22 protein-coding genes are annotated in these 25,694 nt (G+C 67.3%); 8 read left to right on the plus strand and 14 right to left on the minus strand.

Translation table 11 applies throughout. The annotated features are described in order from the left end of the window. The first annotated feature begins 126 nt into the window (after positions 1-126). Positions 127-1,359 (plus strand): acyltransferase family protein, encoded by a 1,233-nt coding sequence (locus BVG12_RS11030; protein WP_075792426.1) that lies wholly within the window; start codon positions 127-129, stop codon positions 1,357-1,359. Positions 1,360-1,398: 39 nt separating this feature from the next. Here the strand turns inward: BVG12_RS11030 and BVG12_RS11035 are convergent, their stop codons facing one another. Further along, positions 1,399-1,968 (minus strand): phasin family protein, encoded by a 570-nt coding sequence (locus tag BVG12_RS11035; protein WP_083684904.1) that lies wholly within the window; start codon positions 1,966-1,968, stop codon positions 1,399-1,401. Between the two features lie 187 nt (positions 1,969-2,155). Here BVG12_RS11035 and BVG12_RS11040 point away from each other — a divergent pair, with 187 nt between their 5' ends. From BVG12_RS11040 to BVG12_RS11070, 7 genes are all read left to right on the plus strand, one after another. Further along, positions 2,156-2,899 (plus strand): hypothetical protein, encoded by a 744-nt coding sequence (locus BVG12_RS11040; protein WP_075792427.1) that lies wholly within the window; start codon positions 2,156-2,158, stop codon positions 2,897-2,899. A gap of 373 nt (positions 2,900-3,272) precedes the next feature. Then, positions 3,273-4,853 (plus strand): flavin monoamine oxidase family protein, encoded by a 1,581-nt coding sequence (locus BVG12_RS11045; RefSeq protein ID WP_075792428.1) that lies wholly within the window; start codon positions 3,273-3,275, stop codon positions 4,851-4,853. Then, positions 4,850-5,245 (plus strand): c-type cytochrome, encoded by a 396-nt coding sequence (locus BVG12_RS11050; RefSeq protein ID WP_075792429.1) that lies wholly within the window; start codon positions 4,850-4,852, stop codon positions 5,243-5,245. Before BVG12_RS11045 ends, BVG12_RS11050 begins: the two co-directional genes overlap by 4 nt. A 21-nt stretch (positions 5,246-5,266) precedes the next feature. Further along, the gene (locus BVG12_RS11055) at positions 5,267-5,779 is read left to right on the plus strand and encodes a RidA family protein (RefSeq protein WP_075792430.1); all 513 of its coding nucleotides are present in this window, start codon (positions 5,267-5,269) and stop codon (positions 5,777-5,779) included. 58 nt (positions 5,780-5,837) lie between these two features. After that, positions 5,838-8,306 (plus strand): TonB-dependent receptor plug domain-containing protein, encoded by a 2,469-nt coding sequence (locus BVG12_RS11060; RefSeq protein ID WP_075792431.1) that lies wholly within the window; start codon positions 5,838-5,840, stop codon positions 8,304-8,306. A gap of 64 nt (positions 8,307-8,370) precedes the next feature. Beyond that, positions 8,371-11,103 (plus strand): TonB-dependent receptor, encoded by a 2,733-nt coding sequence (locus tag BVG12_RS11065; protein ID WP_169926806.1) that lies wholly within the window; start codon positions 8,371-8,373, stop codon positions 11,101-11,103. 14 nt (positions 11,104-11,117) lie between these two features. Beyond that, entirely contained in the window at positions 11,118-15,149 is a 4,032-nt protein-coding gene (locus BVG12_RS11070) for a hybrid sensor histidine kinase/response regulator (protein ID WP_075792432.1), read from the plus strand. Positions 15,150-15,171: 22 nt separating this feature from the next. On the opposite strand, the gene BVG12_RS11075 is transcribed toward BVG12_RS11070, so the two are convergent. The 13 genes from BVG12_RS11075 to BVG12_RS11130 form a co-directional block, all read right to left on the minus strand. Continuing rightward, positions 15,172-17,121 (minus strand): putative bifunctional diguanylate cyclase/phosphodiesterase, encoded by a 1,950-nt coding sequence (locus BVG12_RS11075; protein WP_075792433.1) that lies wholly within the window; start codon positions 17,119-17,121, stop codon positions 15,172-15,174. A gap of 87 nt (positions 17,122-17,208) precedes the next feature. Further along, the gene (locus BVG12_RS35640; RefSeq protein WP_075792434.1) at positions 17,209-17,520 is read right to left on the minus strand and encodes a potassium channel family protein; all 312 of its coding nucleotides are present in this window, start codon (positions 17,518-17,520) and stop codon (positions 17,209-17,211) included. A gap of 14 nt (positions 17,521-17,534) precedes the next feature. After that, positions 17,535-17,705 (minus strand): hypothetical protein, encoded by a 171-nt coding sequence (locus BVG12_RS35645; protein WP_307189111.1) that lies wholly within the window; start codon positions 17,703-17,705, stop codon positions 17,535-17,537. After that, positions 17,702-18,139 (minus strand): VOC family protein, encoded by a 438-nt coding sequence (locus tag BVG12_RS11085; RefSeq protein WP_083684910.1) that lies wholly within the window; start codon positions 18,137-18,139, stop codon positions 17,702-17,704. The genes BVG12_RS35645 and BVG12_RS11085 overlap by 4 nt, the downstream gene beginning before the upstream one ends. Continuing rightward, positions 18,129-18,683: an NADPH-dependent FMN reductase gene (locus BVG12_RS11090; protein WP_075792435.1), complete on the minus strand. Its 555-nt coding sequence runs from the start codon at positions 18,681-18,683 to the stop codon at positions 18,129-18,131. Before BVG12_RS11090 ends, BVG12_RS11085 begins: the two co-directional genes overlap by 11 nt. 65 nt (positions 18,684-18,748) lie before the next feature. Continuing rightward, positions 18,749-19,057: a hypothetical protein gene (locus BVG12_RS11095; RefSeq protein ID WP_075792436.1), complete on the minus strand. Its 309-nt coding sequence runs from the start codon at positions 19,055-19,057 to the stop codon at positions 18,749-18,751. After that, entirely contained in the window at positions 19,058-20,290 is a 1,233-nt protein-coding gene (locus tag BVG12_RS11100) for an MFS transporter (RefSeq protein WP_075792437.1), read from the minus strand. Between the two features lie 87 nt (positions 20,291-20,377). Continuing rightward, positions 20,378-20,890, minus strand: coding sequence for a 2-C-methyl-D-erythritol 2,4-cyclodiphosphate synthase (gene ispF / locus BVG12_RS11105; protein WP_075792438.1), 513 nt, complete (start codon positions 20,888-20,890; stop codon positions 20,378-20,380). A 17-nt stretch (positions 20,891-20,907) separates the two neighbouring features. Next, complete coding sequence (gene ispD, locus BVG12_RS11110) at positions 20,908-21,612, minus strand: 2-C-methyl-D-erythritol 4-phosphate cytidylyltransferase (RefSeq protein WP_075792439.1); 705 nt, start codon at positions 21,610-21,612, stop codon at positions 20,908-20,910. Between the two features lie 12 nt (positions 21,613-21,624). Continuing rightward, complete coding sequence (locus BVG12_RS11115) at positions 21,625-22,326, minus strand: hypothetical protein (RefSeq protein ID WP_075792440.1); 702 nt, start codon at positions 22,324-22,326, stop codon at positions 21,625-21,627. Between the two features lies 1 nt (position 22,327). Beyond that, positions 22,328-22,885, minus strand: a complete 558-nt coding sequence (locus BVG12_RS11120) for an NUDIX domain-containing protein (protein WP_075792441.1) — start codon at positions 22,883-22,885, stop codon at positions 22,328-22,330. Between the two features lie 94 nt (positions 22,886-22,979). Next, positions 22,980-25,283, minus strand: coding sequence for a hypothetical protein (locus BVG12_RS34825; protein WP_075792442.1), 2,304 nt, complete (start codon positions 25,281-25,283; stop codon positions 22,980-22,982). Positions 25,284-25,369: 86 nt separating this feature from the next. Continuing rightward, positions 25,370-25,690: a DUF2818 family protein gene (locus BVG12_RS11130; protein WP_075792443.1), complete on the minus strand. Its 321-nt coding sequence runs from the start codon at positions 25,688-25,690 to the stop codon at positions 25,370-25,372. Positions 25,691-25,694: the final 4 nt, after the last annotated feature.

The following is a 25,694-nucleotide window of genomic DNA, read 5'->3' on the forward strand; positions in this document are numbered from 1 at the left end:
ACGGATGGCACCGGATTCCGGTTCGCCCCATCCCACACCCGCCTTGCCACATTCCGCTCGCCTCCGCGCCGGCCGCCGCCTAGTCTGGCGTTATTCCATTTCATCGACAACGACCGCCGAGCCGCCATGACGACTATCCGCCTGCCCGAACCTGTCCCGTCCGCCCCGCTGCCGCGCTATCACTTCCTCGACTGGGTGCGCATCATCGCCTTCTTCCTGCTGATCCTGTACCACGTCGGCATGTATTACGTGACATGGGACTGGCACGTGAAGAGTCCCCACGCGAGCGAGACCCTCGAACCTTATATGATGTTGTCGTCGCCTTGGCGCCTGTCGCTGCTGTTCCTCGTGTCCGGCGTCGCGTCCAGCTGCATGCTGGCGAAGCTGCGGCCCCTCGTATTCCTGCGCAAGCGCAGCTGGCGCCTGTTGATACCGCTGTTGTTCGGCATGCTCGTCATCGTGCCGCCGCAGTCGTATTGCGAAGTCATCGAGAAGCTCGGCTATGCCGGCAGCTACGCCGACTTCATGCGCTTGTACGTGCGCGGCTACCACGGCTTCTGCAAGGACGGCTGCCTGATCCTGCCGACGTGGAACCACCTGTGGTTCGTCGCCTATCTGTGGGCTTACACGGTCGTGCTCGCGCTGCTCATGCTGGCGCTGGGGCCGCGTGTCGACCGCCTTGCCGCCCGCCTCGGCCGCGTGCTGACGGGATGGAAGATCATCGTGCTGCCGGCCGCCGTGCTGGCGCTGGCGCGCTTGCTGATGCTGGACCGGTTTCCCACCACCCATGCGCTCATCGACGACTGGTACAACCATGCGCACTACCTGGCCCTCTTCCTGCTCGGTGCGCTGATGGCGCGCGTGCCGGGCGTCTGGCCCCGCGTCGCGGCGCTGCGCTGGACCGGTCTCGCACTGGCCTTCACCGGCTGGGCCGCCATCATCATCTGGTATGCGCTGTCCCACGATGCCGTCGCGGGCACGCGCTGGGAACTGCTGGTTTATCCGATGCGCGCCATGTACGTGCTGATGGCGTGGAGCGCGATCGTGGCGGCATGCGGATTCGCGCAGCGCCACCTCGACCGCGACGGCCCCGCCCGGCGTTACCTGACGGAGGCCGTGTTCCCTGTCTACATCCTGCACCAGACGCTGATCGTCGTGCTGGCGCATGCAATGAAACCGCTGCACCGCGCGCCCGGCCTGGAAGCCATGCTGCTCGTCGTGCTCGTGACGGTGGCGAGCTTTACCGGCTTCGAGATCGTGCGCCGGGTGCCGCTGCTGCGACCCCTGTTCGGCCTGGGGCCGCGTGGCCCCGTTGCGTCCAAGGCCGAAGCGGCGGTCACGTCGGGGGCGCCGGCCTGACCGCCGGGGCGCCGGCCGCCTGGATGCAGGGTGCCGTGTTCAATGCGTGGTGGCCGAACGCTGTTGACCGCCCTGCTGCTGGCCGGCCGGCGGCTGGGCGCCCGCCGGCATGTGTTGCCCGGACGTGCCTTGCGGCTGGGCGGCGCCATTGCCCGGCCGGATGAACGGATCGCTGAACTGGCGCACGGTTTCCTGCTGGGCGCGCAGGCCGCGCTCGGTCTGCTCGGTGGCGTCGCGGGCCACCTCGTCGGCCAGGGCACGGGCGGTACGGGTCGTATTCTGCACATGCTGTTCCGTCACGCGGGACAGATCGACCTGCGCATCGGCCGCCAGGCGCGCGATGTGCTGCTGGTAGGCGCGCAGCTTTTCCGTCGCCGGCTGCGTGCGCGCCGTGGCGGCGCTCAACAGCTCGGACTGGCGATCCGCACTCAGCACGTGTTTGCTGGCCAGCGTCGTTTCTTCCAGCATCGTCTGGACCAGTTGGATGTTCAGGTCGCACATCTGCTGGAACGAGTTGAACAGCGACTTCGACATGTCGTTCAGGAACGCGGTCTGGGCATCGATATGGGTTTTCACCGCCGGGGCGATCGTCTGTGGAAATGGATACATGGTTTGCCTCGCAAAGTTTTGGGTTGAACGGGCCGCCGCATCCGCCGCGGCACGAACCCTAAAGACTACGGTCGCGAGACAGAGGACCTTTGATCTGGGCTAATCGTGCTGGGCTTGTCGGCCTGAAGTCGCTCGTTGGCGCGTTACTTGCATGAGTTCAAGTTCCTGAACTCGCAAGGGAGCCGCCATGTTTCTACCCAACGATGTGATCCGGTACGCCGTCCCGGTGCGCACGATCCGCGTCCTGTGGATCGCGCCCGACCGTACGCTGGCCTATACCTTCGAACTCGGCTTGCCGCACAGCCAGCCGCGCGCGATCGCGCTGCAGGCCCTGGCCGAGGACGTCCTTTCCCGGCGCGCCCGGCTGCTGACCGACGACCCGTATGCCGCGCCCGCGCCGCCCCCTTACCTGCCGCAGAAACACCGCGACCTGCAAGCGAGGGCCTGGGACATCGTCGCGGGCCTGCAGGCGCATGTCCCCGCGCTGTACCAGCCGCGCGAGCGGGCCGCGCTGGTGGCGGCCTGCGCGGCCGCGCACGGCATGTCGCGGCCCAGCGTGCTGCGCTATCTGCGCCGCTTCTGGGAACGGGGCCAGACCGTCGATGCGCTGCTTCCCGACTACGGCAACTCGGGCGCGCGGGGCAAGACGCGCGGCGCCAGGGCCGGCATCAAGCGCGGCCGGCCCCGCAAGTCGGGCGACCATCCGGGGCTGAACACGGATGCCGAGATGCGCGCGACCTTCCGCGCGGCCGTCGCGCGCTATACCGTCACGCACCCGGCGTTCTCGCGCCGTGCCGCGTACCGGCAAATGCTGCAGGATTATTACCGCGACCGCCCGCCTGCCGACCTGCCCAGCTTCGGCCAGTTCAGCTATTGGTTCGACAAGGACCGCATCCACGCCGTTGCGGTGCAGCACAGGATGCTGCCCTAGCCAATCCAGTGCACCCCGGCCCAGCATAGTGCAGTGCGACAAAACGGGCCGGATTCCCCATCTTCCCCATCGATGCCGCATAGGTACGGGCCGCCGCGGTGCGTCCTGATCGGCCCCAAAAACAAAGTTTGATCCGCCAAAAATAAAGTGCGCGCCGCGTCCGGCACGGCCGGCGCTGCCCCGTCCTGCGGCCGGATGCCGGAACAAACTTTATTTGGGCCGCGAGGCTGACGCCGGGCTTACGTTCGCCCTCCATCGAAACGAACTTTATTTTCCACGTAGGTTTGTTCTATTTACCGCATCTCGCTGGCACGGCTATTGCTGAAACTTAAGTGAACGAAGAAGGTTCCTGCAATAACCACGGGAGGTGCGGATGAAACGTTTGACACGGTCGCTGACGCGGCGCGAATTCCTCCACCGGGCGGCGAGCATCGGCGGTTCGGCCCTGTTGCTGAATACGATGAACGCCTGGGGCATGGGCATCGCGTCGCGCGTGAACGCGCCGCCGGCATTGTCCGGCAGCGGCAAGGGCAAGAAAGTCGTCATCCTCGGCGCGGGCCTGGCCGGCATGACGGCGGCGTACGAACTGGGCAAGCTGGGGTACCGGGTCGACGTGCTGGAAGCGCGTCCGTTCGCGGGCGGCCGCTGCCAGACGGCGCGCAAGGGTTTCACGTTGCAGGAACTGGGCGGCGAGGCACAGACGTGCCGCTTCGACGACGGCCTGTACATCAACCACGGTCCGTGGCGCATCCCGCTCGACCACCAGTCGACCTTGTACTACACGAAGCAGTTCGACATCCCGCTCGAGGTGATGGTCAACGACAACGACCACGCGTGGGTCTACATGGAGGACGCCGGCCCGTTCTCGAAGCAGCGCCTGCGCCAGGAACAGATCAAGGCCGACATGCGCGGCCACGTGGCGGAACTGCTGGCCAAGTCCGTGCAGGCGAACCGGCTCGACACCGCGCTCACGGCCGACGACCAGCGCCTGCTGCTCGACTATCTGGCGCACGAGGGCGCGCTGTCGACGCAAGACCTCGTGTACAGGGGCCGCAACGGCGCCGGCTTCGCCGAGCAGCCCGGCGCGGGCCTCAGGCCCGGCAAGCTGGCCGACCCGCTCGGCTTTCACGACCTGCTGGCATCGAAGGTCGGCAAGATCTACAGCGCCGTGCAGGAGTTTCCGATGCACGCGACGATGTTCCAGCCGGTCGGCGGCATGGACCGCATGGCGCAGGGTTTCGTGAAGCGCGTGGGCCGCCACATCCGCTACGGCGCCGACGTGCAGACCATCCGCCAGTCAGCCGACCAGGTCACGGTCACCGTCAAGGACGTCAAGAGCGGCAAGGTGTCACAGGTGACGGCCGATTACTGCCTGTGCACGATCCCGCTGTCCGTGCTGCGCACCATCGACGCGGATTTCTCGGACGGTTTCAAGGGCGCCCTGAAGGCCGTGTCGTATGCGCCGGTCGGCAAGATCGGCCTGCAGATGAAGCGCCGTTTCTGGGAAGAGGACGACCAGATCTACGGCGGCCACGTGCTCACCGACCTCAAGGCCATCAACACGATCTCGCTGCCGTCGTCCGGCTGGCAGTCGAAGAAGGGTGTGCTGCTGGGCTACTACCACTATGCGTTGGACGCCATCGAGGTCAGCGCCTTGTCTCCCGCGGAGCGCGCGGAATTCGCCGTGAGCGCCGGCGACAAGATCTTCCCGCCTTACCGCGCCTCGTTCGAGAACGCGTTCTCCGTCGCGTGGCACCGCGTCCGGTACAACCTGGGCGGCTGGGCCGAATGGGACGAGGCGGGCCGCCAGAAGGCCTATCCGACCCTGCTGGCGGGCGAAGGCCGTGTGCTGCTGGCGGGCGAGCACCTCAGCTATCTGACGGGCTGGCAGGCCGGCGCCATCGAATCGGCCTGGCAGCAGATCGAACAACTCCACCGGAAGGCCAGCGCATGACGTTCAAACCCCTGCTTCTCGCCGCGCTCGCGGCCTGCGTCGCCCATGCCCACGCCGACGGCATGGACGGCAAGAGCCTGTTCGCGAAGAACTGCGCCGCGTGCCACCAGCCCAGCGGCAAAGGCATTCCCGGCGCCTTTCCCGCCCTCGCGGGCAACGCCTTCGTGCAGGGCGCCCCCGCCGACGTGGCCACCGTGCTGCTCAAGGGCCGCGGCGGCATGCCCGACTTTTCGGCCAGCCTGGACGACGGCGAGATCGCCCAGGTGCTGAGCTATGTCCGCTCCAGCTGGGGCAACGGCGCCGCGCCCGTCACCGAGCAGGACGTGGGCAGCACGCGCGCCGCCCTCGGCGTGGCGCCCGCGTCGCACAGCCGCTTCGGCAACAAACACTGATTCACCCACTCGAGAGGATCCATGAAAACAAACCGATATGCCGCCGCCCTCGCGCTGGCCTGCGCCCTGCCCCTGACCGCGCCGGCCGCCACGCCCACGCACGTGGCCACGATCGTGCGCCACAAGATCCCCGATTCCGATTTCCCGATCGCGCTGGCCGTCACGCTGCCGCCGGGGACCACGCTGCACTTCATCAGCGGCCAGGTGCCGCCCGTGGTCGACAAGGCGGCCGACGCGAATTCGCCGGCCGCGTTCGGCGACACGAAGACGCAGACCGTCGGCGTGCTCGCGAAGATCAAGGAGATCCTGCAAGGCATGGGTTTGACGATGGGCGACGTCGTCAAGATGCAGGTCTTCCTCGTCGGCGACCCGGGCAGGAACGGACGCGCCGACATCGCCGGGTTCATGGAGGGCTACACGCAGTTCTTCGGCGGCGCGCAGCCGAACCTGCCGGCGCGCGCCGTGGTGCAGGTGGCCGGCCTGTCGAATCCGGGCTGGTTCGTCGAAATCGAAGTCGTGGCCGCAAAAAAATAACCGGGTCAACAACCCGCGGAGACATCCACCATCAACATTGTCCAGACAAGGGGTTCACATGCATAAGGCCATCCTCCATGCCGGCGTCGCCGCCGGCGTCCTGACCTGCGGTCTCGGTCCCGTCCACGCCGCGGAAGACGACATGCCGGCGGCGCCGGCCGCCGCGGCTGCCGCCGAAGCGGGCCCGCTCAACACGGGCGTCGTGATCGTCACGGGCACGCGCGCCACGGGCCTGAAGGTCGAGAACAGCGCCTCGCCGATCCAGGTGCTCGACACGACGTCGCTGCAGCGCACGGGCCAGCCGGACCTGATCCAGGCGCTGGCGCAAAACCTGCCGTCGCTGACCGCGCAGGCCTTCGGCGGCGACATGGCGAACATGACGCTGTCGGCGCGGCTGCGCGGCCTGTCACCGAACAACACGCTCGTCCTCGTCAACGGCAAGCGCCGCCACGGCACGTCGAACCTGGCCGTGCTGGGCGGACCGTACCAGGGCGGCGCGGCCGCGGACCTGAACTACATCCCCGTCGCCGCCATCGACCACATCGAAGTGCTGCAGGACGGCGCGGCCGCGCAGTACGGCACCGATGCCATCGCGGGCGTCGTCAACATCATCCTCAAGTCGAACTACCGGGGCCTCACGGGCAACGTCAACGGCGGCGGCTACGGCGACGGCGGCGGGCGTACCGGGGACGCCAGCGCCAACCTCGGTCTCGCGCCGTTCGCGGACGCGTACCTGAGCCTGACGGCGGAGACGAAATACCACGGCTTCTCGGACCGCGGCGGCATCGATCCGCGCGTCATCGATCCGACCAACCTGGCCAAGATGCCGGCGCTGAAGGACGCGCCGGGCTATCCGAACCTGAACCACATCTCGGGCGACGCGCAATACCGCCAGCACATCTTCGCGGCCAACTTCGGCGCCAACCTGGCGGGCGACCTCACGCTGTACGGCTTCGCGACGTACGGCCACAAGAAGGCGGCCGCGTTCGAGAACTACCGCATGCCGAGCCGCCTGCCGAAGATCTATCCGCTCGGCTTCTCGCCGCAGGAGACGTTCAAGGAAAACGATGGCGCTTTCACGGCCGGCATCAAGGGCAAGCTGGCGGGGTCGTGGAACTGGGACCTGTCCAGCACCTACGGCCGCGACGAGGCCAAGCTGGGCGTCGCGCACTCGGGCAACGTGTCGCTGTTCAACGATACCGGCGCGACGCCGCTCGATTTCTACGCCGGTAAATTCGTCGCGAGCCAGTGGACCAACAACCTCGACCTGAACCACGAGTTCGACGTGGGCTGGTCCACGCCGCTGAACTTCGCCGCGGGCCTGGAGCACCGCCGCGACGAGTACGAGATCGGCGCGGGCGATCCGGGCTCGCGCTACAAGGAAGGCGCGCAATCGTTCCCCGGCTTTTCGCTGACGGACGCGGGCAGCCACAGCCGCACGAACAAGGCCGCGTACGTGGACGTGTCGGGCCAGCCGGTGGCGGGATGGACCGTCGACCTCGCGGGCCGCTACGAGCACTTCAGCGACTTCGGCAACGCCAAGGTCGGCAAGCTGACGAGCCGCTACGACTTCTCGCCCGTCGTCGGCGTGCGCGCCACGTATTCGAACGGCTTCCGCGCGCCCACCCTGGCCGAGGAATACTATTCGGCCACCAACGTGTCGCCGCGCAGCGCGTTCGTGCAGCTGGCGCCGAACTCGCCCGGTGCGAGGCTGGTGGGCGTGAACGGCCTGCGGCCGGAAGCGTCGACGAACATCAGCGCCGGCATCGTCATCAATCCGTCCGCGAACGCCGCCATCACGCTGGACGCCTACCAGATCACGATCCGCGACCGCATCGTCGGTTCCGGTTCGCTGTACGGTTCCGGCGGCGCCGTGAACTCGCCGGCCGTGACGGCGGCGATCATCGCCAACGGCAACGCGCTCGATCCGACCGTCGTCCAGACCGGCATCAACATTTTTTCGAACGCCGTCAACACGCGCTCGCGCGGCCTGGAATTCGTCGCCACCTTGAACAGCAGCTACGGCGCCTACGGCAAGGTCGACTGGTCGCTGGCGGCGAACTGGAACAAGGTCGAGGTCATCAAGATCAACCAGGCGCCCGCGCAGCTGCAGCCGCAGACGCTGCTGGACGCCACGGCGATCTCGGACCTGGAGACGGCCTCCCCGCGCGTGCGCGTGAACCTGGGCGCGCTGTGGAAGTCGGGCCCGTGGACGGTCAATGCGCGCGAGGCGTTCTACGGCAGGTCGTCGGAACTGCAATCGTCGGACGGCGCCACCTACTACAAGACGGAAGTGAAGCCGACGGCGATCACGGACCTGGAAGTGAGCTACCAGTTCACGAAGGCGTGGATGTTGTCGGTGGGGGCGAACAATCTGTTCAACCAGTATCCGGACCACGTCAACGCGAACCTGCTCGCCGAGCAGCGGTCTAACCTGGATAACGGGGCCGTCACCGTGTACCCGACGTTCTCGCCGTTCGGCATCAACGGCGGGTATTACTACGCGCGGCTGGGCTTCAAGTTCTGACTGTTCTGACGCGCACTGTAACAAGGGGGAGCCGGTCTCGTGCTACGACGATGGACATATGTCGATGCGCCAACATACTCCCTGGAACAATGCCGCGTTCTCAGTTCCGGCAAGCGTGGCAATCTGGGCCACGTGCGCGTTCGCGCAGGTGGCCCAGGCGCAGACAACCGGCCCGGGCGGCATCACTACCGTCGAGATCACCGGCTCCCGCCTCAAGCGGACGGATACCGCCACCCCATCGCCGGTGGATATCGTCACGCGCGCCGACATCGCGCGATCGGGCAAGACCACCCAGTCCGACGTCGTGCGCTCCCTCACGGTGGACAATAACGGGTCGATCGGCCTGGGCAACGTCAGCGGCTTCGCCATGGGATCGAGCGGTGTGTCGCTGCGCGGGCTGGCCGTCAATGCCACGCTCGTCCTCGTCAACGGCCGCCGGATGGTGCACTTCGGCCTGGCCGACGACGTGCAGCGCACGTTCGTCAACCTGAGCGCGATTCCCCTCGATCTCGTCGACCGCATCGAAGTGCTGAAGGAGGGTGCGTCGGCGATCTACGGTTCCGATGCGATCGCCGGCGTCGTCAACATCATCCTGCGCAGCCAGTATCAAGGCGCGTCCGCCGACCTCGGCTATGGCTGGACGGAAGGCGGCGGCGGCGCGACGCCGCACGCCAGCCTCACGGGCGGCATCGGCAACCTCGACACCGATGGCTACAACTTGTTCGCCAACCTCGAGGTCTCGCACCAGCAAGGCATTCCGAGCGCCGACCGGGCCGGCCGCAAATGGATCGGCAACGGCGACCTGCGTCCTTACGGCTACGACTTCACGGCCGGCGGCATCGGCCCGAACATCGGCGGCTGGTTCGACAATGCGGGCGGAACGTCCAACCCGAACCGCTACGGCGCGGTCAGCCCCGCGGCGGGCCCCGTCGCGTGGCGCCAGCTGCCGGGCTGTACGTCGGCCATCCGCCTGCCGGCCGGTCTCGGCGGCTGTCCCTACGATCGCGTCCGCGACTACGGCGCCGTCCTGCCCGAGGAAAGGAAAGTGAACCTGTACGTGCGCGGCACGATGCGGCTGTCGCGCACGTTCGAGCCGTATTTCGAGCTCGGCAGGTTCGGCTCCGACACCAGGTCGACGTGGGTCTTCGGCCCGACGGGTGCCAACGAATTGTGGATCGATCCCGCCACCAATGCGGTGAAGGACAATACCCGGCTGCCGCTGCCGGCGGCCCACCCGGACAACCCGCTGGGCGCCGACGGATTGCTCAGTTACCTGACCGCCGACGCGGGGCCGCGCAGCTTCGAGCACGACAGCGCCGTGTGGCGCGCGCTGGCCGGGGCCAGGGGCGAATGGGCCGGCTGGCGCTACGACACGGGCCTGCTGTACGGCCACACGACGACCACGCGGATCCTGCGCGGCTTCATCCGCGACAGCGTGTTGAAGGCGGGGCTGGCCGGCACGGGGCCGTTCGGCTACTACCGCCTCGGCGCCAATGCCGGCCTCAACCCGCCGGCGTTCTACCAGGCCTTGTCGCCCGAGATCTCGACCGACAACGTAGCGACGCTGACGATGCTCGATTTCAAGGCCTCGCGCGACCTGATGCCGCTGGCGGGCGGCCCGCTGGCACTGTCCGTCGGCGCGGAATACCGGCGCGAAAGCCTGCACGCGCCGGCCCCGCCCTATACCGATATCGGCGATATCGTCGGCTGGCCCTACTATGTCTACAGCGGCAAGCAAAGAGTGCTCTCGGCCTTCGCCGAGACCCACGCGCCGGTGTCCGAAACGCTGGAACTCGACGGCGCGGTGCGGGTCGACAAGGTGTGGAATTCGGAAACGTCGGTCACGCCCAAGCTGGGCGTCAAGTGGAAGCTGTCGAACCAGCTGGCGCTGCGCGGCACCTATACCGAAGGTTTCCGCGCTCCCAACGAGGTCGAGCAAGGGGCCGGCAATACCAACGCCGCGGCGCTCGACCTGCTCGGCCACGGCTTCCTGAGCGTCGTCCGGACGATCGGCAATCCCGATCTCAAGCCCGAGAAATCGAGGACGCTGACCCTCGGCGCCATCTACGAGCCGCGGCGCGCGACGAGCCTGGGGGTCACGTACTGGTGGCTCGAACGCAGCGACGAGATCAACGGCGCCGATCCGTACGCGATCCTGGCCGACAGCGCGGCGTTCAAGGGCGCGTCCGTCGTGCGCGACGCCCAGGGCAACGTGCTCGAAGTGAGCGCCCCGTTCCAGAACAACTCGCGCTCGCGCCTGCAGGGCGTCGACGTCGACGTCAACCACCGCCGCCGGCTCGGCCGCTTCGGTACGCTGAGCGCCAGGCTGGCATGGACGTACCTCGATTACTACAAGAAGCAGTTTGCCGGCGGACCGACGGTCGACTATGCGGGCACGCACGGACCGATGGTCGTCAGCGGCAACACGGGCACGCCGAAACAGCGGGTGAATGCCGAACTGAGCTGGGAACGGGGGCCGGACCGCCTGTCCACGTCCTTGGCGTATATCGGCAGCTATCTCAACAAGGACAACCAGACCGCCCCCTGCTTCAACCGATTCGCCGACGGTGCGCCGGCGCCCGCCGGCTGCCGGGTCGCGTCGTTCACCACCGTGGGCCTGCACGGCAGCCATCGGGTCGACAAGCACACGGAGATCTACGTTTCCATCAGCAACGTGTTCGACCGCATCGCGCCGCTCGACCCGAGCGCCTACATCAACCTGAACTTCAATCCCTCGTTCCACCTGAGCGGTGCGATCGGCAGGACGTTCGACGTCGGCGTCAGGCACGACTTCTGAACAGCGGAGTCCCTATGCAACCAGCCCGCGCCAAGCCCCCGACCGGAAACGGATGGGTCGTCGCGGCGGCGCTGGCGGCCCTCTGCGCCTTGCCGGCACGGGGTGCCGACGACCCGGCGCGCTATACCGAAGCGTTCCAGCGCTTCGGCGTCAGCGACGGCCTGGCGAACAACGTGGCTTTCGATGTCGCGCAGGACAGGTACGGCTTCATGTGGGTGACGACCCGCAACGGCATCTCGAAATTCGACGGGTCCGACTTCACCGTCTATCGCCCGGTGCCGCCCGGTGTCGAACGCCACGTCGCCCAGTTCTACCAGACGATCTCGCAGTCCAGGGACGGCAACCTGTGGTTCTGTTCGTGGGGGAACGGGCTGCTGAAACTCGACCTCGCCACCGAACGGTTCACGTTCTTCCGGCACGACGACCGCAAGCCGGATACGATCGCCGGCAACAACGTCTGGTTCGCGTTCGAGGACCGGGACGGCATGATGTGGGTGTCGAGCGAAGGCGGCTTGTCCCGCCTCGATCCGAGGACGGGCAAGGCGACCGTCTACCGGCACGACCCGTCGCGGCCCGACAGCCTGGCGAACAGCCAGATCACGACCCAGGTGGTGCAGGACAAGGACGGCATGCTGTGGGTCGGCACCTATGGCGGCGGACTCGACCGCCTGGATCCGGCCACCGGCAAGTTCAGCCACTACCGCCACGACGACCGCAACCCCAACTCGCTGGCCAACGATTCCGTCGAGGGACTGTTCCTGGACGCCGACGGCACGCTGTGGATCGCCACCGACGGCGGTCTCGACCATTTCGATCCGCGCGCGGGCACCTTCACGGTGTACCGGCACGATCCTAACGACCCGGGCAGCCTGGCCAACAACGCGGTGCTGAAGGTGATGCGCGACAGCCGCGGCCAACTGTGGACGTCGCACTGGGGCGGCGGCATTCACCGGATGATTCCTCGCACCGGCAAATTCATCCACTACCGCTACGATCCGGGCGATCCGTTGAGCGTGGCGTCGAACATGACGGAATACATGACGGAGTCGCGCGATCACGCGCTCTGGATCGCCACGTTCAACGGCCTGGTCCGCTTCGACGACGCCTCCGGGCGCTTCCACTCCATGTTCCAGCAAACGGGATTGAGCGCCACGTCGGGCCGCATGCTGGTGTCGGGCATGGTGAGCGACCGCCACGGGCGCCTGTGGAGCGTCAGCGAGGATGCGGGCGCCGTGCGCTACGACCCGGCGACCCGCACCTCGCGGCACTACCTGCCGGAGCCCGGCAACCCGCACAGCCTGTCGGAAGTCGCGATCACGGCCATCGCCACCGACGCCGACGGCACGGTCTGGCTGACGACCCGGGCCGGCCTGGACCGCTATGACGAGCGCACCGACAGTTTCGAACGGTTCACGCTGAGCCGGTACGCCCCCCAGGGCGCCACGTCGGACAGCACCATCAGCGACCTGGCGGTCGACCGCAACGGCATGCTCTGGATGTCGGTGTACGGCGTCGGGCTGCAGCGCTTCGACCCAAAGCGCAAGGTGCTGACGATCTATGCCCACGACCCGGCCAATCCGTCCAGCCTCGCGAATAACCTGACGAACGCCGTACTGGCCGCCCGCGACGGCTCGATCTGGGTGGCGGCCGATGCGGGCTTGAGCCGGCTCGATCCCGCCAGCGGCAAGTTCACCAATTTTACGGAACGGGACGGCCTCAGCACCCAGATCGCCAACGACCTGGCCGAACTGCCCGACGGCACCATCGTCGTCGCGACCGACGTCGGCGTCAACCGCTACGATGCGCGCAGCGGCCGGTTCACCGCGTACACCACGCAACAAGGCATGCCGAGCAATTACGTGATGTCGCTCGAGGCCGATAACGCGGGCAATATCTGGGCGGGTACCGACAAGGGCCTCGCGCGCATCACGCCGTCGTCCGGCAAGATCCGGGTCTACGATGCGCGCGACGGCCTGCCCAGCAATCAGTTCTGGAACCATTCGGCCTATCGCGCCGCGGACGGGACCATGTATTTCGGCACCACCGACGGCCTGACCAGCTTCCATCCCGATTTCTTCAAGGACAATCCGGATGCGCCGCCCGTGTACATCACCGAATTGTCGGTGTTCAAGCACAAGCTCGAGGCCGGCGACCGCTCGCCGCTCGCCACCAGCGTCCACCTGGCCAAGGCCGTCACGCTCGATTACCGCCAGTCGAGCCTGGGATTCCGGTTTGCCGCCCTGAATTACCGCTGGCCCGCCAAGAACCGGTATGCCTACCAGCTCGAAGGCTTCGACCGGGGCTGGACCTATGTCGACAGCGCGCATCGGGAGGCCGCCTACACCAACCTGTCGCCCGGCAATTACGTCTTCCGGGTCAAGGCGTCCAATAACGACGGCGTCTGGAACGAGACCGGCGCGGCGCTCGCCGTCACGATCACCCCGCCCTGGTGGCAGACCTGGACGTTCCGCGTGCTGATGGCAGCCCTGGCGCTGACGCTGACCTACGCGCTCTACCGCGCGCGCGTGCGCCAGTTGCAGGCACAGGCGCGCAAGCTGCAACGCATCGTCGACGAGCGGACGCACGACCTGCAGATCGCCAAGGAGAAAGCGGAAGTCGCCAACCAGGTCAAGAGCACCTTCCTGGCCAATATGAGCCACGAACTGCGCACGCCGCTGAACGCGATCCTGGGCTACGCGCAGATCCTGCGGCGCGATCCGCACCAGTTGAGCAGGCGCCAGGCCGCCGGCCTGACGACCATCCAGGAAAGTGGCCAGCACCTGCTCAACCTCATCAACGACATCCTGGACCTGGCGCGGATCGAGGCCGGCAAGCTGAGCTTGTATCCGGCCGAGTGCAATCTTGCCGCGTTCCTCGGTCTGGTGACGAAAATGATCGGCGTGAAGGCCGACGAGAAAAACCTGTCGTTCAGGTGCCAGGCGGCGCCGGACTTGCCGTCCGCCGTGATCGTGGACGAGAAGCGCTTGCGGCAAGTCCTGCTCAACCTGTTGTGCAATGCCGTCAAGTTCACCGATCACGGCGAGGTCAGCCTCCGTGTGCTGAAGGCCGCGTCGTCCGCCGGCATGGTGCGCCTGCGTTTCGAAGTGGCCGACAGCGGCATCGGCATGACCGACGAACAGATGGCGACCATCTTCGAGCGCTTCGAACAGGCCGGCGACGTGGTTCGGCGCGAGGGCGGGTCAGGGCTGGGCCTGGCCATCAGCCAGCAACTGATTCGCATGATGGGAGGAAACATCGAGGTGACGAGCCAATTGGGCCAGGGCAGCCTGTTCTGGTTCGAACTGGACCTGCCGCTCGCCGCGGCGCCACAGGCCGCCGTGCCTGCCCCGCAGATCACGGGGTACCAAGGTCCGCGCAAGAGGCTGCTGGTCGTGGACGACCTGCCGCAGAACCGGCTCGTGCTGATCGATGCCCTGCAGCCGCTGGGGTTCGAAGTGTTCGATGCCGAGAACGGCCAGGAGTGCCTGGATCTGCTCGACCGCGTCGATCCCGATCTCATCGTGATGGACGTGATGATGCCCGTGATGGACGGGCGGGAAGCGACGCGCAGGATCCGGCAACGTCCGCAGCGCGCCGGGATTCCCGTCATCATGACCAGCGCCAGCGCCACCGGCGAGGACGAAGCGCAATGCCTCGCGGCGGGCGCCGACGCCTTCCTGCCCAAGCCGATCGACAACGACCGGCTGCTGAAGATCATCGGCGAACTGTTGTCCCTGACGTGGCTCACCACGACGGAACGGATAGCACAAGCGCAGCCCGCCGGGAGCGAGGCCGGGCAGGCCGCCGACATGATCGTTCCCCCGCGCGACGAGATCGAGACGCTGTACCAGCTTGCACGGGTCGGCAATATGCAAAGCCTGCGCGCGCGCGCCGATTACCTGGCCGACCTCGACCCGCGCTATGCCGCCTTTGCCCGAGCGTTGCGCATGCTGGCGGAAAACTATCAATCGAAAGCCATTCTCGCCCTGGTGACGCGGTATCGCACGGAACATGAAGCGGCACGGAGCGGAGATCCGCAGCCATGAGACGGCGTGCCGCGGCGCCGCCCTAGTCCGACACGCTCCGACCCATCGCCGCGTTCGCCGTGCCGCTGCCGTCCGGCGCCCGGTTCCTTTCATCCAGGAGCCGGGTGAAGGCGTCCGCCGGCACGGCCTGGCTGTAATAAAAACCCTGGGCGGCCAGGCAGCCGTGTGCCGTCAGGAAGGAGACGTGCTCGGCACTGTCGACCCCTTCCGCGATGAGGTTCAGGTGCAGGCTGTGCGCCATCGCGATGATGGCCGCGACGATCGCGACATCGTGCGTTTCCTCGTTGATGCCGATGACGAACGAGCGGTCGATCTTGAGCGCGTGGATGGGAAAGTTCTGCAGATAGGCGAGGCTGGAATAGCCGGTACCGAAGTCGTCGATGGACAATTGCACGCCCAAATTGCTCAGCTGGTGCAGGACCGCGATATTCTCGTCGCTGGGCTGCATCGTCACGCTTTCGGTGATTTCGAGTTCCAGCGCGTCGGCGGGTATGCCCGTTTCCTCGATTACCTGCGCGACGAAGTCCGTCAGATTGGCCTGGGCGAACTGGCGGGCCGAGAGGTTGACGGCGATCCGCATGTCCGGATGGCCGCCGTCGCGCCAGCGCCTGAGCTGCATGCAGGCCTGGCGCAATACCCACTCGCCGATCGGCACGATGATCCCCGTTTCTTCCGCGATGGCGATGAATTCCACGCAGGAGCGCGGCGCCCTGCCCGGCGGCGTCCAGCGCAGCAACGCTTCCGCCGAAAAGATCCGTCCGCTTTCCATGTCCACCTGGGGTTGGTAATACACGGAAAACTCGTCCTGGGCGAGCGCCTGGCGCAGCTGGTTGGTCGCCGCCATCCGCCTCTTCGCCGCTTCGTGCAGGGCCGCCGTGAAAAACTGGTAGTTCCCGCGGCCTTTTTCCTTGGCTTTATACATGGCCGCGTTGGCCGCGCGCAGCAGCGCGGACGCGTCGCTGCCATCCGACGGGAAGAGGCTGACGCCGATACTGGCGCTGACGTGCAATTCCTGGCCGTCGACGGCAAACGGGCGGCCCAGGGATTCCAGGACTTTGCTGGCCACCAGCGCGGCATCGTGACTGGTCGGCAAGGCGGGCAGGCACACGCCGAACCCGTTGCCGCCCAGGCAGCCGAGGCTGTCGCCCTCGCGCGTGCATTGCTGGAGACGGTTGGCGACGGCCTGCAGCAGGCGGTCGCCGGTCTGGTTGCCGAGGGAATCGTTGATGGTCTTGAAATGGTCCAGATCGATGTGCAGCTGCGCGACCATTTCGTCCTGGTGGCGGCGCGCCTGCGCGATGGCCTGGTTGATCCGGTCTTCCAGCAACACGCGATTGGGCAGCCCGGTCAGCGCGTCGTGGTGCGCCATGTAGTCGATCCGGCGTTGCGCCTGGTCGTACTCGGCGATCTTCTGTTCGAGACTGGCATTGGTACGGACCAGTTCGGCGGTACGCTCGGCCACCCGCGCTTCGAGCGCATCGTTCGCGGTCTTCAGGTCGGCCTCCGCGCGCCGGCGCATGGCGATTTCCTGCTGCAATTGCGCGTTCTGCTCGGCCAGGCGGCGCTGCGCGCTGCGCAAGGCAAGGTGCGTCGTGATGCGCGCCCACACTTCGTCGAGCTGGAATGGTTTCGTGACGTAATCGACACCGCCCGCCGCGAAGCCCGTCAGCTTGTCATGGGTCTCGGACAGCGAGGTCATGAAAATCACCGGAATCTCGCGCGTCCCGGCGGAAGCCTTCAGGCGCCGGCAGGTCTCGAAGCCGTCCATGCCGGGCATCATCACGTCGAGCAGGATCAGATCAGGCTGCACGAATTCGGCGCGCGCCAACCCTTCCTCGCCTTCCTGCGCGACTGCCACCCGCACCCGGCGACCTTCGAGATACTCCACCAGGATGCGCACATTGGCGGGCGTATCGTCGATGATCAGAACGGTAGGGGTGTCCACATCCGGCGGCACGACAGAGATCGTCATTATCGAACTCGTCCACTGACATCACATCGCAGGGACACACGTTTCAAGAGGATTCTACCAAATCCCGGCCTCGCGACAACCGTGACGTCAGGGCAGCGCCGCCGCAATCCTTGCAGAACTTCGCCGTGGCCTCGTGGCCGGCGCTGGCGCAGTCGGGCAGCGCCGGTCCGGTCGCGCCGGCGCGGCGCGGTGGCGCATGGTCATCTCGGCCGTCACGATCCCCGTCGGCACGGCGAGGATGCCCCAGCCGAGCAGCATCATGAACGACGCGATGGCCTTGCCGAGGTTCGTGTGCGGCGTGATGTCGCCGTAGCCCACGGTCGTCATCGTCACGGTCGCCCAGTACATCGCGACGGGGATGCTCGTGTAGCCGTTCTCCGGTCCCTCGACGACGTACATGATCGTGCCGAGGATCAGGATCGCCGCAGGATCGCGATGACGAGGGCGACGTCGAAGCGGCGGCCGGCCGGCGTGTCCGCTTCGAAGATGACGTCGTACATGCGCCGCCGCCACCCGCCCGGCGGCTTGCCGTACGCGACGGGCGATTGCGGGACGTACGGCGGCGCGGCGTCTTCCGGCGTCATGATGGCGTGGTGGGCGGCCCTTTCAGCTCGATCGTATTGCCTTCCGGGTCCTGCAGGTAGATCGACGGGCCTTCGCCCTCGGCGCCGAAGCGCGGCGCGGCCGGTCCGGCTTCGATCCCGTGCGCGGCCAGGTGGGCGCGGATCGCGGCCTCGTCGAACGGCTCGACGCGGAAGCAGAAGTGGTCGACGTTGCGCCCTTTCCTGCCCGGCGCCGCGCCGCCCGCGCTACCGAGCTTGCCGTCGACCGGGATCAGGTCGACCATCGAACTGCCCGCGCGCAGCTGCACGAGGCCGATCTCGTCCTGGCGCCGCACTTCGCGGCAGCCCAGCACGTCGCCATAGAATTGCAGCATGCGGGGAAGATCGACGACGCGCAGCACGATGTGGTCGATCTCGCGGATCGCGATGGCGCTGTGCATGGCGTCAGTCCGCATGGCGCTCCACCCACGTCGCGAAGCATTCCATGAACTGCTGCAGGAACGTCTTGAGGCCCTCGTCCGTCAGCTTGTCGCCGTCGAATTTGCCGGCGACGCCGCCGATATACGCTTCGGGCGACTGCATGCACGGCATGTTGAGGAACACGAGGCATTGGCGCACGGCGTGGTTGGCGCCGAAGCCGCCCAGCGCGCCCGGCGAATTGGACACGACGGCGCACGGCTTGCCCGTCCATGCGGCCTGGCCGTACGGACGCGAGCCGACGTCGATGGCGTTCTTCAGCGCGCCCGGCAGCGAACGGTTGTATTCCGGCGTGCAGAACAGGACGCCGTCGGCTTCGCGGATGCGGTTGCGGAATTCGGTCCAGGTGGCCGGCGGCGTCTCGGTCTCGTCATCCTGGTTGTACAGCGGCAGCTGGCCGATGTCGACGATCTCCAGTTCCAGCGTGGGCGGCGCCACCAGCATCAGGCTCTTGGCCAGCTTGCGGGTGAACGAGTCCTTGCGCAGACTGCCGACGAGCACTGCAATCTTCCTTGTTGCCATGACGGTCCTTTCGTTCTGATGGGTCGTACGGAGTCCAAAGTGTAACGACTTTCCGCGCAGGCCGCTCAGATGCGCCGGCGCCGGTACTCGTCGAGGAAGGTGCGCACCTCGCGCGGCGTGAGCACCCGCACGGGATCCCCATGCCACGCATACAGGAACGGCGGCCCGCCCGCGCGGTCCGTCAGCTTGGCGCGGATGAGGAAGCGCGTGCCGGCCGGATAGCGTTCCGGGTCGGACAGCGCCCGCGCGCACTGCACGCGCATCGACGTCGCATAGGCCTGCCCCGCCATCGGCTTGATGCGCAGCCGGCCCGTGCGCGCGTCAGGCACCGACTCGACGGCCACGTCGCGGTAGGCCCACGGATCGCGCGCCATTTATGCTTTCGCCGCTGCCGCCGCGGCCATGTGCGGCACGGGTTCGCGGATCGGCAGGTTGACCAGGCTGGCTGCCAATGCCAGCGCGATGTCGGCGTACCACATCCATGTGTAGTCGCCGAAGTGCACGAACGCGAGGCCGCCCAGCCAGGCGCCGAAGAAGCCGCCGATCTGGTGCGACAGCAAGGTCAGGCCGAACAGCGTGGCGAGATAGCGCGTGCCGAACAGCTTGCCGACGAGGCCCGCCGTCGGCGGCACCGTCGCGAGCCACGTGAAGCCGAGGGCCGCGGCGAACACGTAGAACGTCCACGCCGACTTGGGCGCCAGCAGGTATGCCGCGATGATGACGGCGCGGCTGCCGTACATCAGCGCCAGCAGCCACTTCATGCGGTAGCGCTGCGCCAGGCTGCCTGCCGTCAACGAACCCGCGATGTTGAACAGGCCGATGAGACCCAGCGCCGTCGCCGACACGCCCGCCGGCAGGCCGCACAGCGCGACTTCGCCCGGCAGGTGCGTGACCAGGAAGGCGATGTGGAAGCCGCACGTGAAGAAGCCGGCGTGCAGGCACAGGTAGCTGCGGTCGCGCAGCGCCTCGCGCACCTGGCGGCCCAGCGTAACGTCGGCAGACGGCGCGCCGTGGCCGGCGGCGGCCTGCGCCGGCGGCTTGCCGCGCAGCGGCCACGCGAGCGGGATGGTGAGCAAGGTGGTCGCGGCCAGCGCCAGCATGGCCGTGATCCAGCCCGCCGTCGCGATCAGCACCTGCACGAGCGGCGCGAACACGAACTGGCCGAACGAGCCGCCCGCGTTGATGAAGCCGGACGCGAACGCGCGCCGTTCGGCCGGCAGGCGCTGCGCGGTGGCGCCGATGAGGATCGAGAAGCTACCGGCGCCGGCGCCGCTCGCGGACAGCAGGCCCAGCGTCACGAGCAGGCCCCATTGCGAGGAGACGAACGGCGTGGCCGCGAGACCGCCGGCCAGCAGCACGGCGCCCAGCACGATCACGCGCGCCGAACCGTATTTGTCGGCAACGGCGCCGAAGATGGGTTGCGACGCGCCCCACATGAACTGGCCGACGGCCATCGCGAAGCTGATCGAAGCGACGCCGAGGCCGGTCGCCGTGTTCAGCGGCGACAGGAACAGGCCCGTCGTCAGGCGCGCGGCCATCGTGATCATCAGGATGGCGCTGGCGGCCAGCATCAGACCCCACGCGGCGCGCGGCGTGGTTGCGATCATGTCGTCTCCATTTTATTGCGGTGGCGACATGATGCCATCATTCCATCGGACGCGTCGGGTGGCCGCCCCGCGCCCACGCGACGCGTTCTACGCAGCGGCGCGGATCAGCAGCACGGTCGCCTGCGCCGCCATGCCTTCCTCGCGGCCGAGGAAGCCGAGCTTCTCGTTGGTCTTGGCCTTGATGTTCACCTGCTGCGGCGACATGCCGACGTCCTCGGCGATGCGCGACACCATCTGCGGGATGTGCGGCGCCATCTTCGGCTGCTGGGCGATGATCGTCGCGTCGATGTTGCCGATGGTGTAGCCGGTGCCCAGCACGCGGTTGGCGGCCTCGCGCAGCAGCACGCGCGAGTCGGCGCCGGCGAACATCGGGTCGGTGTCCGGGAAATGCTTGCCGATGTCGCCCAGGCCGGCGGCGCCCAGCATGGCGTCGATGATGGCGTGCAGCAGCACGTCGGCGTCCGAGTGGCCGAGCAGGCCCAGGCGGTGCGGGATGGCGACGCCGCCGACGATCAGTTTGCGCCCTTCGACGAGGGCGTGGCAGTCATAGCCGGTACCGATGCGGAACGGGGGGGTCGGGTTGTACGATGCGAGAGCCATGATGTTCTTTACACGCCTTACACGAGTTCAGGTTGGGACACTGCCAGGTACATCTCGGCGATCCGGATATCGTCCGGCAGCGTCACTTTGAGATTGCGGGGATGCCCTTCCACCAATTTAGGGCTCAAACCGAGGGATTCAACCGCACTGGCATCATCGGTAATCGAATTCGGGTCGACGACGGCCGCCAGCGCGTCGCGCAGCAGCTCGTAACGGAACATTTGCGGGGTCTGGGCCAGCCACAGGCCGTTGCGGGGCACCGTCCCGCACGCTTCGCCGTCGATGCCGCGCTTGACGGTGTCGACGATGGGCAGCGCCAGCAGGCCGCCGGCCGGGTGGTCGCCGGTGCCCGTGATCAGTTTTTCGATCAGCTCCGCCGTCAGGCCGGGCCGTGCGGCGTCATGCACGAGCACCCAGTCCGAGCCGGACAGCGTGTTCGCCAGCACGGCAAGACCGTTGCGCACGGATTCCATGCGGCTGGCGCCGCCGCAGCGCAGGATCGTCACGCCGTGGTTGGGCGCGACGGTGTCGATGTACGGGTCGTCCGGGCTCACGACGACGAAGGTATGCGCGATGAGCTCGCTGGACAGGAATGCGTCGAGCGTATACCTCAGCATCGGCTTGCCGCCGATCTTGAGGTACTGCTTCGGGCTCGCCGCCCCCATGCGGGCGCCAACGCCGGCGGCGGGAATCAGGGCGAAGTAACGTGGTGCTTGAGTCATGTAAATTTTAAGCTATGATCGGGAACGTCTTGTCGATCCAATAAGAGACTGTACCTCACCTTGGCAAACTTTGCTCAGACGCGCGTATTCCCGCGGACTGTCGATCATGGCTTGCAGCCTTTCCACGCGGCCCATCTCGGCTTTAATGTAGGGCATCCAGTTGCGGTCGATTTCACGCTGGAGCAGCATCCGCGACTCGCCGGCGCGCGCATACAATGGTTTGCCGGCGAAACGTCCGGCCAGCCTGTCGCGCACCCGCACTTCCACTTTCGGCAGATAGTCCAGGTAAGACTTGAGATGGCGCATTTCGTGCGCAAGTATCTCGTCGTACGCGCATGAGTCCGGCGCGAACTCGCGGCTGACGTACACGACGATCGGCTGGTAGTACAAGGTCACGGCGATGCGCGGCATCACGCATTCCAGGGCGCCGTCGGGCGATGCCAGCAAGGTGCCGTCGATCTGGATCGCCACGCGCGACTCCGTGCGCGTCAGGCCCAGCACGAAGCCGTTGCGCACGCCGGGCCGCTTCATGCGCGTCAGGTCGCGGTAGGACAAGGTGTTGTCGACGCGCCAGCCGCTCTCGCGCGTGGAAAAGGTCGCGCCGGCGTCGCGGGCCGCGTCCTCGCACCCGGCTTCGAACGCGGTCCGCGCGGACACGAGGCCGCTGCAGGCCAGCACGGCCAGGCCGAGCGCGGCGATGCGCACGCGGCGCACGTCAGTCCGGCTTCCAGGTGCCGGCGGCGAGCTTCTCCAGCCAGAACGTGCCGATCACGGTCTTCACGTCCGTGATCCCGCCCTGTCTCACCATCTCCAGCATCTCCGGAATCGTCGCGGTGAAGGTCTCGAGGAATTCGCCGTCGTCCAGCTTCGCCGGGCCTTCCTTGAGCCCGCGCGCGAGGAACAGGTCGAGATGCTCGTCGGAATACGCGATGGCGTTGTGGATCGTGCAGACGAAGTGCCAGTCGGTGGCCGTGTAGCCCGTCTCCTCTTCGAGCTCGCGCTTGGCGCAGGCGATCGATGCCTCGCCCGGGTCGATCTTCCCGGCCGGGAATTCGATGAACACCTGCTGGTTCGGATAGCGGAACTGGCGTTCGAGCAGCACGCGGCCGTCGTCGAACAGCGCGAGGATCACGACGGCGCCGGGATGGCGGATGAATTCGCGCTGCGTGACCTTACCGTCGGGCAGCCTGACGCGGTCGCGCGAGACTTTGAGGAAGTGGCCGTCGTAGGCGAGCTCGCCGTCGATTTTCGTTTCTTTGAGGTGGTCGTCCATGGGCGGTCTTTGAGTCGTGATGGGCTCGCCGCACCGGCGGTGCGGCGAGCCCGCAGTATAAGACAAACGACCCGGACAGGTGCCCGCACACGCGTCACTGGCCGATGCGCAGCACCGTGTTCTCGCTCATCACGTAGACATTGTCGTCCGCGCCCACCGCCAGCGCATCGATGCCGCCGAGGCTGCCCGGCGCGCCCAGCCGCACGCCGTACGCGTTCGGCGTGCCGGCGATCACGCTGTCGACGCCGGAAGGCAGAATCTTGTGCACCGAATACCAGTTCGGCGTTTCGTGCCAGGCCACGTACAGGTTGCCGGCCCGGTCGCGCGCGATGGCAAGGGGCACCGCGCCCGGCGTGGCGGTCACGGTGCGCACGACCGCCGCCTTGCCGTCCGTGCCCAGCCGGATCACCGTGCCGTCGGGCTTGACGCTCCACAGGTTGCCGTCCGCGTCGGGGGTGCCTAGGCTCCTGGCCGTGTCCGGCAGCGTGGTGACGGTCCCGCCGGGCGCGAGCTTGAGCACGGGGTACGGTCCGGGCGAGGTGGCGGCCGTACGGTAATCGATCCAGACCAGGTTGCCGGATGCGTCCACAGCAACGTCGTGCTCGCCATACCCGACGGATCCTGCGGGGACACCGGCTACCGGCGCCAGGCTGCCGTCCGCATTCACGCGGTTGAGGGACTTCACCGCATCGGACAGATAAGCGTTGCCGCCGAACGCGAGTCCGCCGAGATAGAGGCGCGCGTCCTTGGTGCCGGGCGCCTGCAGCGGCAGCGTGCCCACGTTGCCGTCCGGCGTGATCTTGCGGATGCGGTCATTCTCGCCCACGTAGACATTGCCCAGGGCGTCGGCCGCCAGCGCATAGTTCGACCGGGAGGCAAACGGAAGCGAGGTCTGGCGGTAGTCGATCGTATTGAGCACGAATTGCGCACTGCCCGCAGGGCCGTCCACGTTGACGAGGGTCGAGCCGGCGCGTCCGGCGACGGTCTTGACGTCGCCGTCCGGCGTGACCCGGCGGATCGTCCGGGCCGTGCTGTCCGCCACGACCAGGTTGCCGGCGGCATCGACCACCAGGTTGCCCAGGTCGTCGCCGCGCGTTTGCCACGTGATATAGAAGGGATCGACGCTTCCGCAGAAGCTGGCGGTGGCGCCTTTGCCGTCGCGGCCGCCGCGGCCGAACGGCTGGCCGGCGAGGTCCGTCATCGTCCCGTCCGGCGCCACCTTGCGGATCCGGCACCCGTAATAGGTGTCGGTGACGTACACGTTGCCGGCCTTGTCGGCGGCGATGCCGAGTGCACCCGACGTCATGGCGCCGGCGCCGGCGCCGGTGCCGGTGCCGGTGCCGTCGGTGACCGTGCGCGTGCTGACGACGCCTGCGGGCGTGATCACGCGCAGCCACATCGCGTCGATCGCCTGGATGTTGCCGCCGGCATCGATCGTCAACCCGGTGATGTTGTGGAAGCTGGCCGCGGCGCCGGTGCCGTCCTTGTGATAACCGACCGCGTCCAGTCCGGCGCCGCCCGCGACGGTGGTCACGCCGCCGTCCGGTGCAATTTTGCGCAAGTAGTTGTTATCGCCGACGTACACGTTACCCCCGGCATCGGCCACCAGGGCCCCGACCCCATCGAACCGCGCAGCGATGCCGGCGCCGTCCACGTGTCCGCGCTCGCTGGCGGAGCCGGCGAACAGCGTACGCTTGCCGCCCGGCGCCGTCCGGTAGACCGCGCTCCAGGTGGCTTCGTAGAGGTTGCCGGCCTTGTCGAACGCCATGCCGCGCGTGCGCAGCGGCTCGGTGTTGATCGTCTTGATGTCGCCGGTGGCGACGTTCACGATGCGCAGGACGGTGTCGCCATACGGTGGACTCCCGTCCCAGGAGAGCGCACTGGCGTCGTCCGCCACGTACAGCACGCCGTCGGGGCTCAGGGCGCTACGGACCGGCAGCACGAAGCGGCCATCGACGCCGTCCAGGTTGCCCGGGCCGCCCGGCGTGCCGGCGACAAAGGCCAGCCCCCGCGCCGCCGCCGGCAGCACGGTCAGCACGGCCGCGCCGCTCGTCACGCTGCCGCCGCCGTTTTTCACGACGACCGTGAACTTGGCGCCCGTGTCGGCGCTCTGGACGTTATCGAGGGTGTAGCTGGCCGATGTCGCGCCGGCGATGTCCTTGCCGTCGCGCTGCCACTGGTAGGTCAGGTCGGTGCCGCTCGCGGTCACGGCGAAGGTGGCGGATCCGCCGGCGCTCACGGATTGCGCGGCCGGCTGGGCCGTGATCGCGGGGGCCTGGACGGACGGTGCCGTCACGGGTGGCGTAACAGCCTGGTTTCCACCGCCTCCGCCGCAGGCGGACAGCAGGATGGCGATGGCAACGGCGACGGCGCCGGACTTCCTGATTTGTGCAGACATGGGGATCTCCTTGCGAGCGACAACGATAGCAAGGAAAGGGGTGCGGAATGTTCAACCTTTTCCACACCGGCGACGCGCGCGGCGGTTCAGCCGCGGCGTTTGCGAAGGTAACGCAGGACGAAGCCCGGAAAGGCCAGCACGAGGAACAGGCAGGCGGTGATCGCGTAGAACTCCCAGGTCTGGGGGAACGCGGTACCGATGCGGGATTCGAGGCCGTGGGCCAGCAGGCCGACCACGAAGTACAGGAGGATGAGTTCGAACAGGCGCACGACGAAGTATTTCGCGTGCGCCTTGTTCAATGCCGGCTTCACGGGAATGAAGCCGAGCACGCTCTCGTTGAGGAACGGCAGGTTGGCGAACGCGAGTGCGACCGCGATCACCAACCAGCTGGCCAGGGAGATGTCCACCGGG

This window comes from Massilia putida (genome assembly GCF_001941825.1).
GTDB lineage: Bacteria > Pseudomonadota > Gammaproteobacteria > Burkholderiales > Burkholderiaceae_D > Telluria > Telluria putida.

Excerpts from the sequence above, each read along its gene's own strand:
- BVG12_RS11040 (WP_075792427.1), top strand. The coding sequence starts at position 2,156 with ATGTTTCTACCCAACGATGTGATCCGGTACGCCGTCCCGGTGCGCACG.
- BVG12_RS34825 (WP_075792442.1), bottom strand. The coding sequence starts at position 25,283 with ATGTCTGCACAAATCAGGAAGTCCGGCGCCGTCGCCGTTGCCATCGCC.
- BVG12_RS11050 (WP_075792429.1), top strand. The coding sequence starts at position 4,850 with ATGACGTTCAAACCCCTGCTTCTCGCCGCGCTCGCGGCCTGCGTCGCC.
- BVG12_RS11035 (WP_083684904.1), bottom strand. The coding sequence starts at position 1,968 with ATGTATCCATTTCCACAGACGATCGCCCCGGCGGTGAAAACCCATATC.
- BVG12_RS11120 (WP_075792441.1), bottom strand. The coding sequence starts at position 22,885 with ATGGACGACCACCTCAAAGAAACGAAAATCGACGGCGAGCTCGCCTAC.
- BVG12_RS11090 (WP_075792435.1), bottom strand. The coding sequence starts at position 18,683 with ATGGCAACAAGGAAGATTGCAGTGCTCGTCGGCAGTCTGCGCAAGGAC.
- BVG12_RS11070 (WP_075792432.1), top strand. The coding sequence starts at position 11,118 with ATGCAACCAGCCCGCGCCAAGCCCCCGACCGGAAACGGATGGGTCGTC.
- BVG12_RS11065 (WP_169926806.1), top strand. The coding sequence starts at position 8,371 with ATGCGCCAACATACTCCCTGGAACAATGCCGCGTTCTCAGTTCCGGCA.
- BVG12_RS11095 (WP_075792436.1), bottom strand. The coding sequence starts at position 19,057 with ATGGCGCGCGATCCGTGGGCCTACCGCGACGTGGCCGTCGAGTCGGTG.
- BVG12_RS11075 (WP_075792433.1), bottom strand. The coding sequence starts at position 17,121 with ATGACGATCTCTGTCGTGCCGCCGGATGTGGACACCCCTACCGTTCTG.
- BVG12_RS11085 (WP_083684910.1), bottom strand. The coding sequence starts at position 18,139 with ATGCGGACTGACGCCATGCACAGCGCCATCGCGATCCGCGAGATCGAC.
- ispF (WP_075792438.1), bottom strand. The coding sequence starts at position 20,890 with ATGGCTCTCGCATCGTACAACCCGACCCCCCCGTTCCGCATCGGTACC.
- BVG12_RS11100 (WP_075792437.1), bottom strand. The coding sequence starts at position 20,290 with ATGATCGCAACCACGCCGCGCGCCGCGTGGGGTCTGATGCTGGCCGCC.
- BVG12_RS11060 (WP_075792431.1), top strand. The coding sequence starts at position 5,838 with ATGCATAAGGCCATCCTCCATGCCGGCGTCGCCGCCGGCGTCCTGACC.
- ispD (WP_075792439.1), bottom strand. The coding sequence starts at position 21,612 with ATGACTCAAGCACCACGTTACTTCGCCCTGATTCCCGCCGCCGGCGTT.
- BVG12_RS35645 (WP_307189111.1), bottom strand. The coding sequence starts at position 17,705 with ATGACGCCGGAAGACGCCGCGCCGCCGTACGTCCCGCAATCGCCCGTC.
- BVG12_RS35640 (WP_075792434.1), bottom strand. The coding sequence starts at position 17,520 with ATGTACGTCGTCGAGGGACCGGAGAACGGCTACACGAGCATCCCCGTC.
- BVG12_RS11030 (WP_075792426.1), top strand. The coding sequence starts at position 127 with ATGACGACTATCCGCCTGCCCGAACCTGTCCCGTCCGCCCCGCTGCCG.
- BVG12_RS11045 (WP_075792428.1), top strand. The coding sequence starts at position 3,273 with ATGAAACGTTTGACACGGTCGCTGACGCGGCGCGAATTCCTCCACCGG.
- BVG12_RS11055 (WP_075792430.1), top strand. The coding sequence starts at position 5,267 with ATGAAAACAAACCGATATGCCGCCGCCCTCGCGCTGGCCTGCGCCCTG.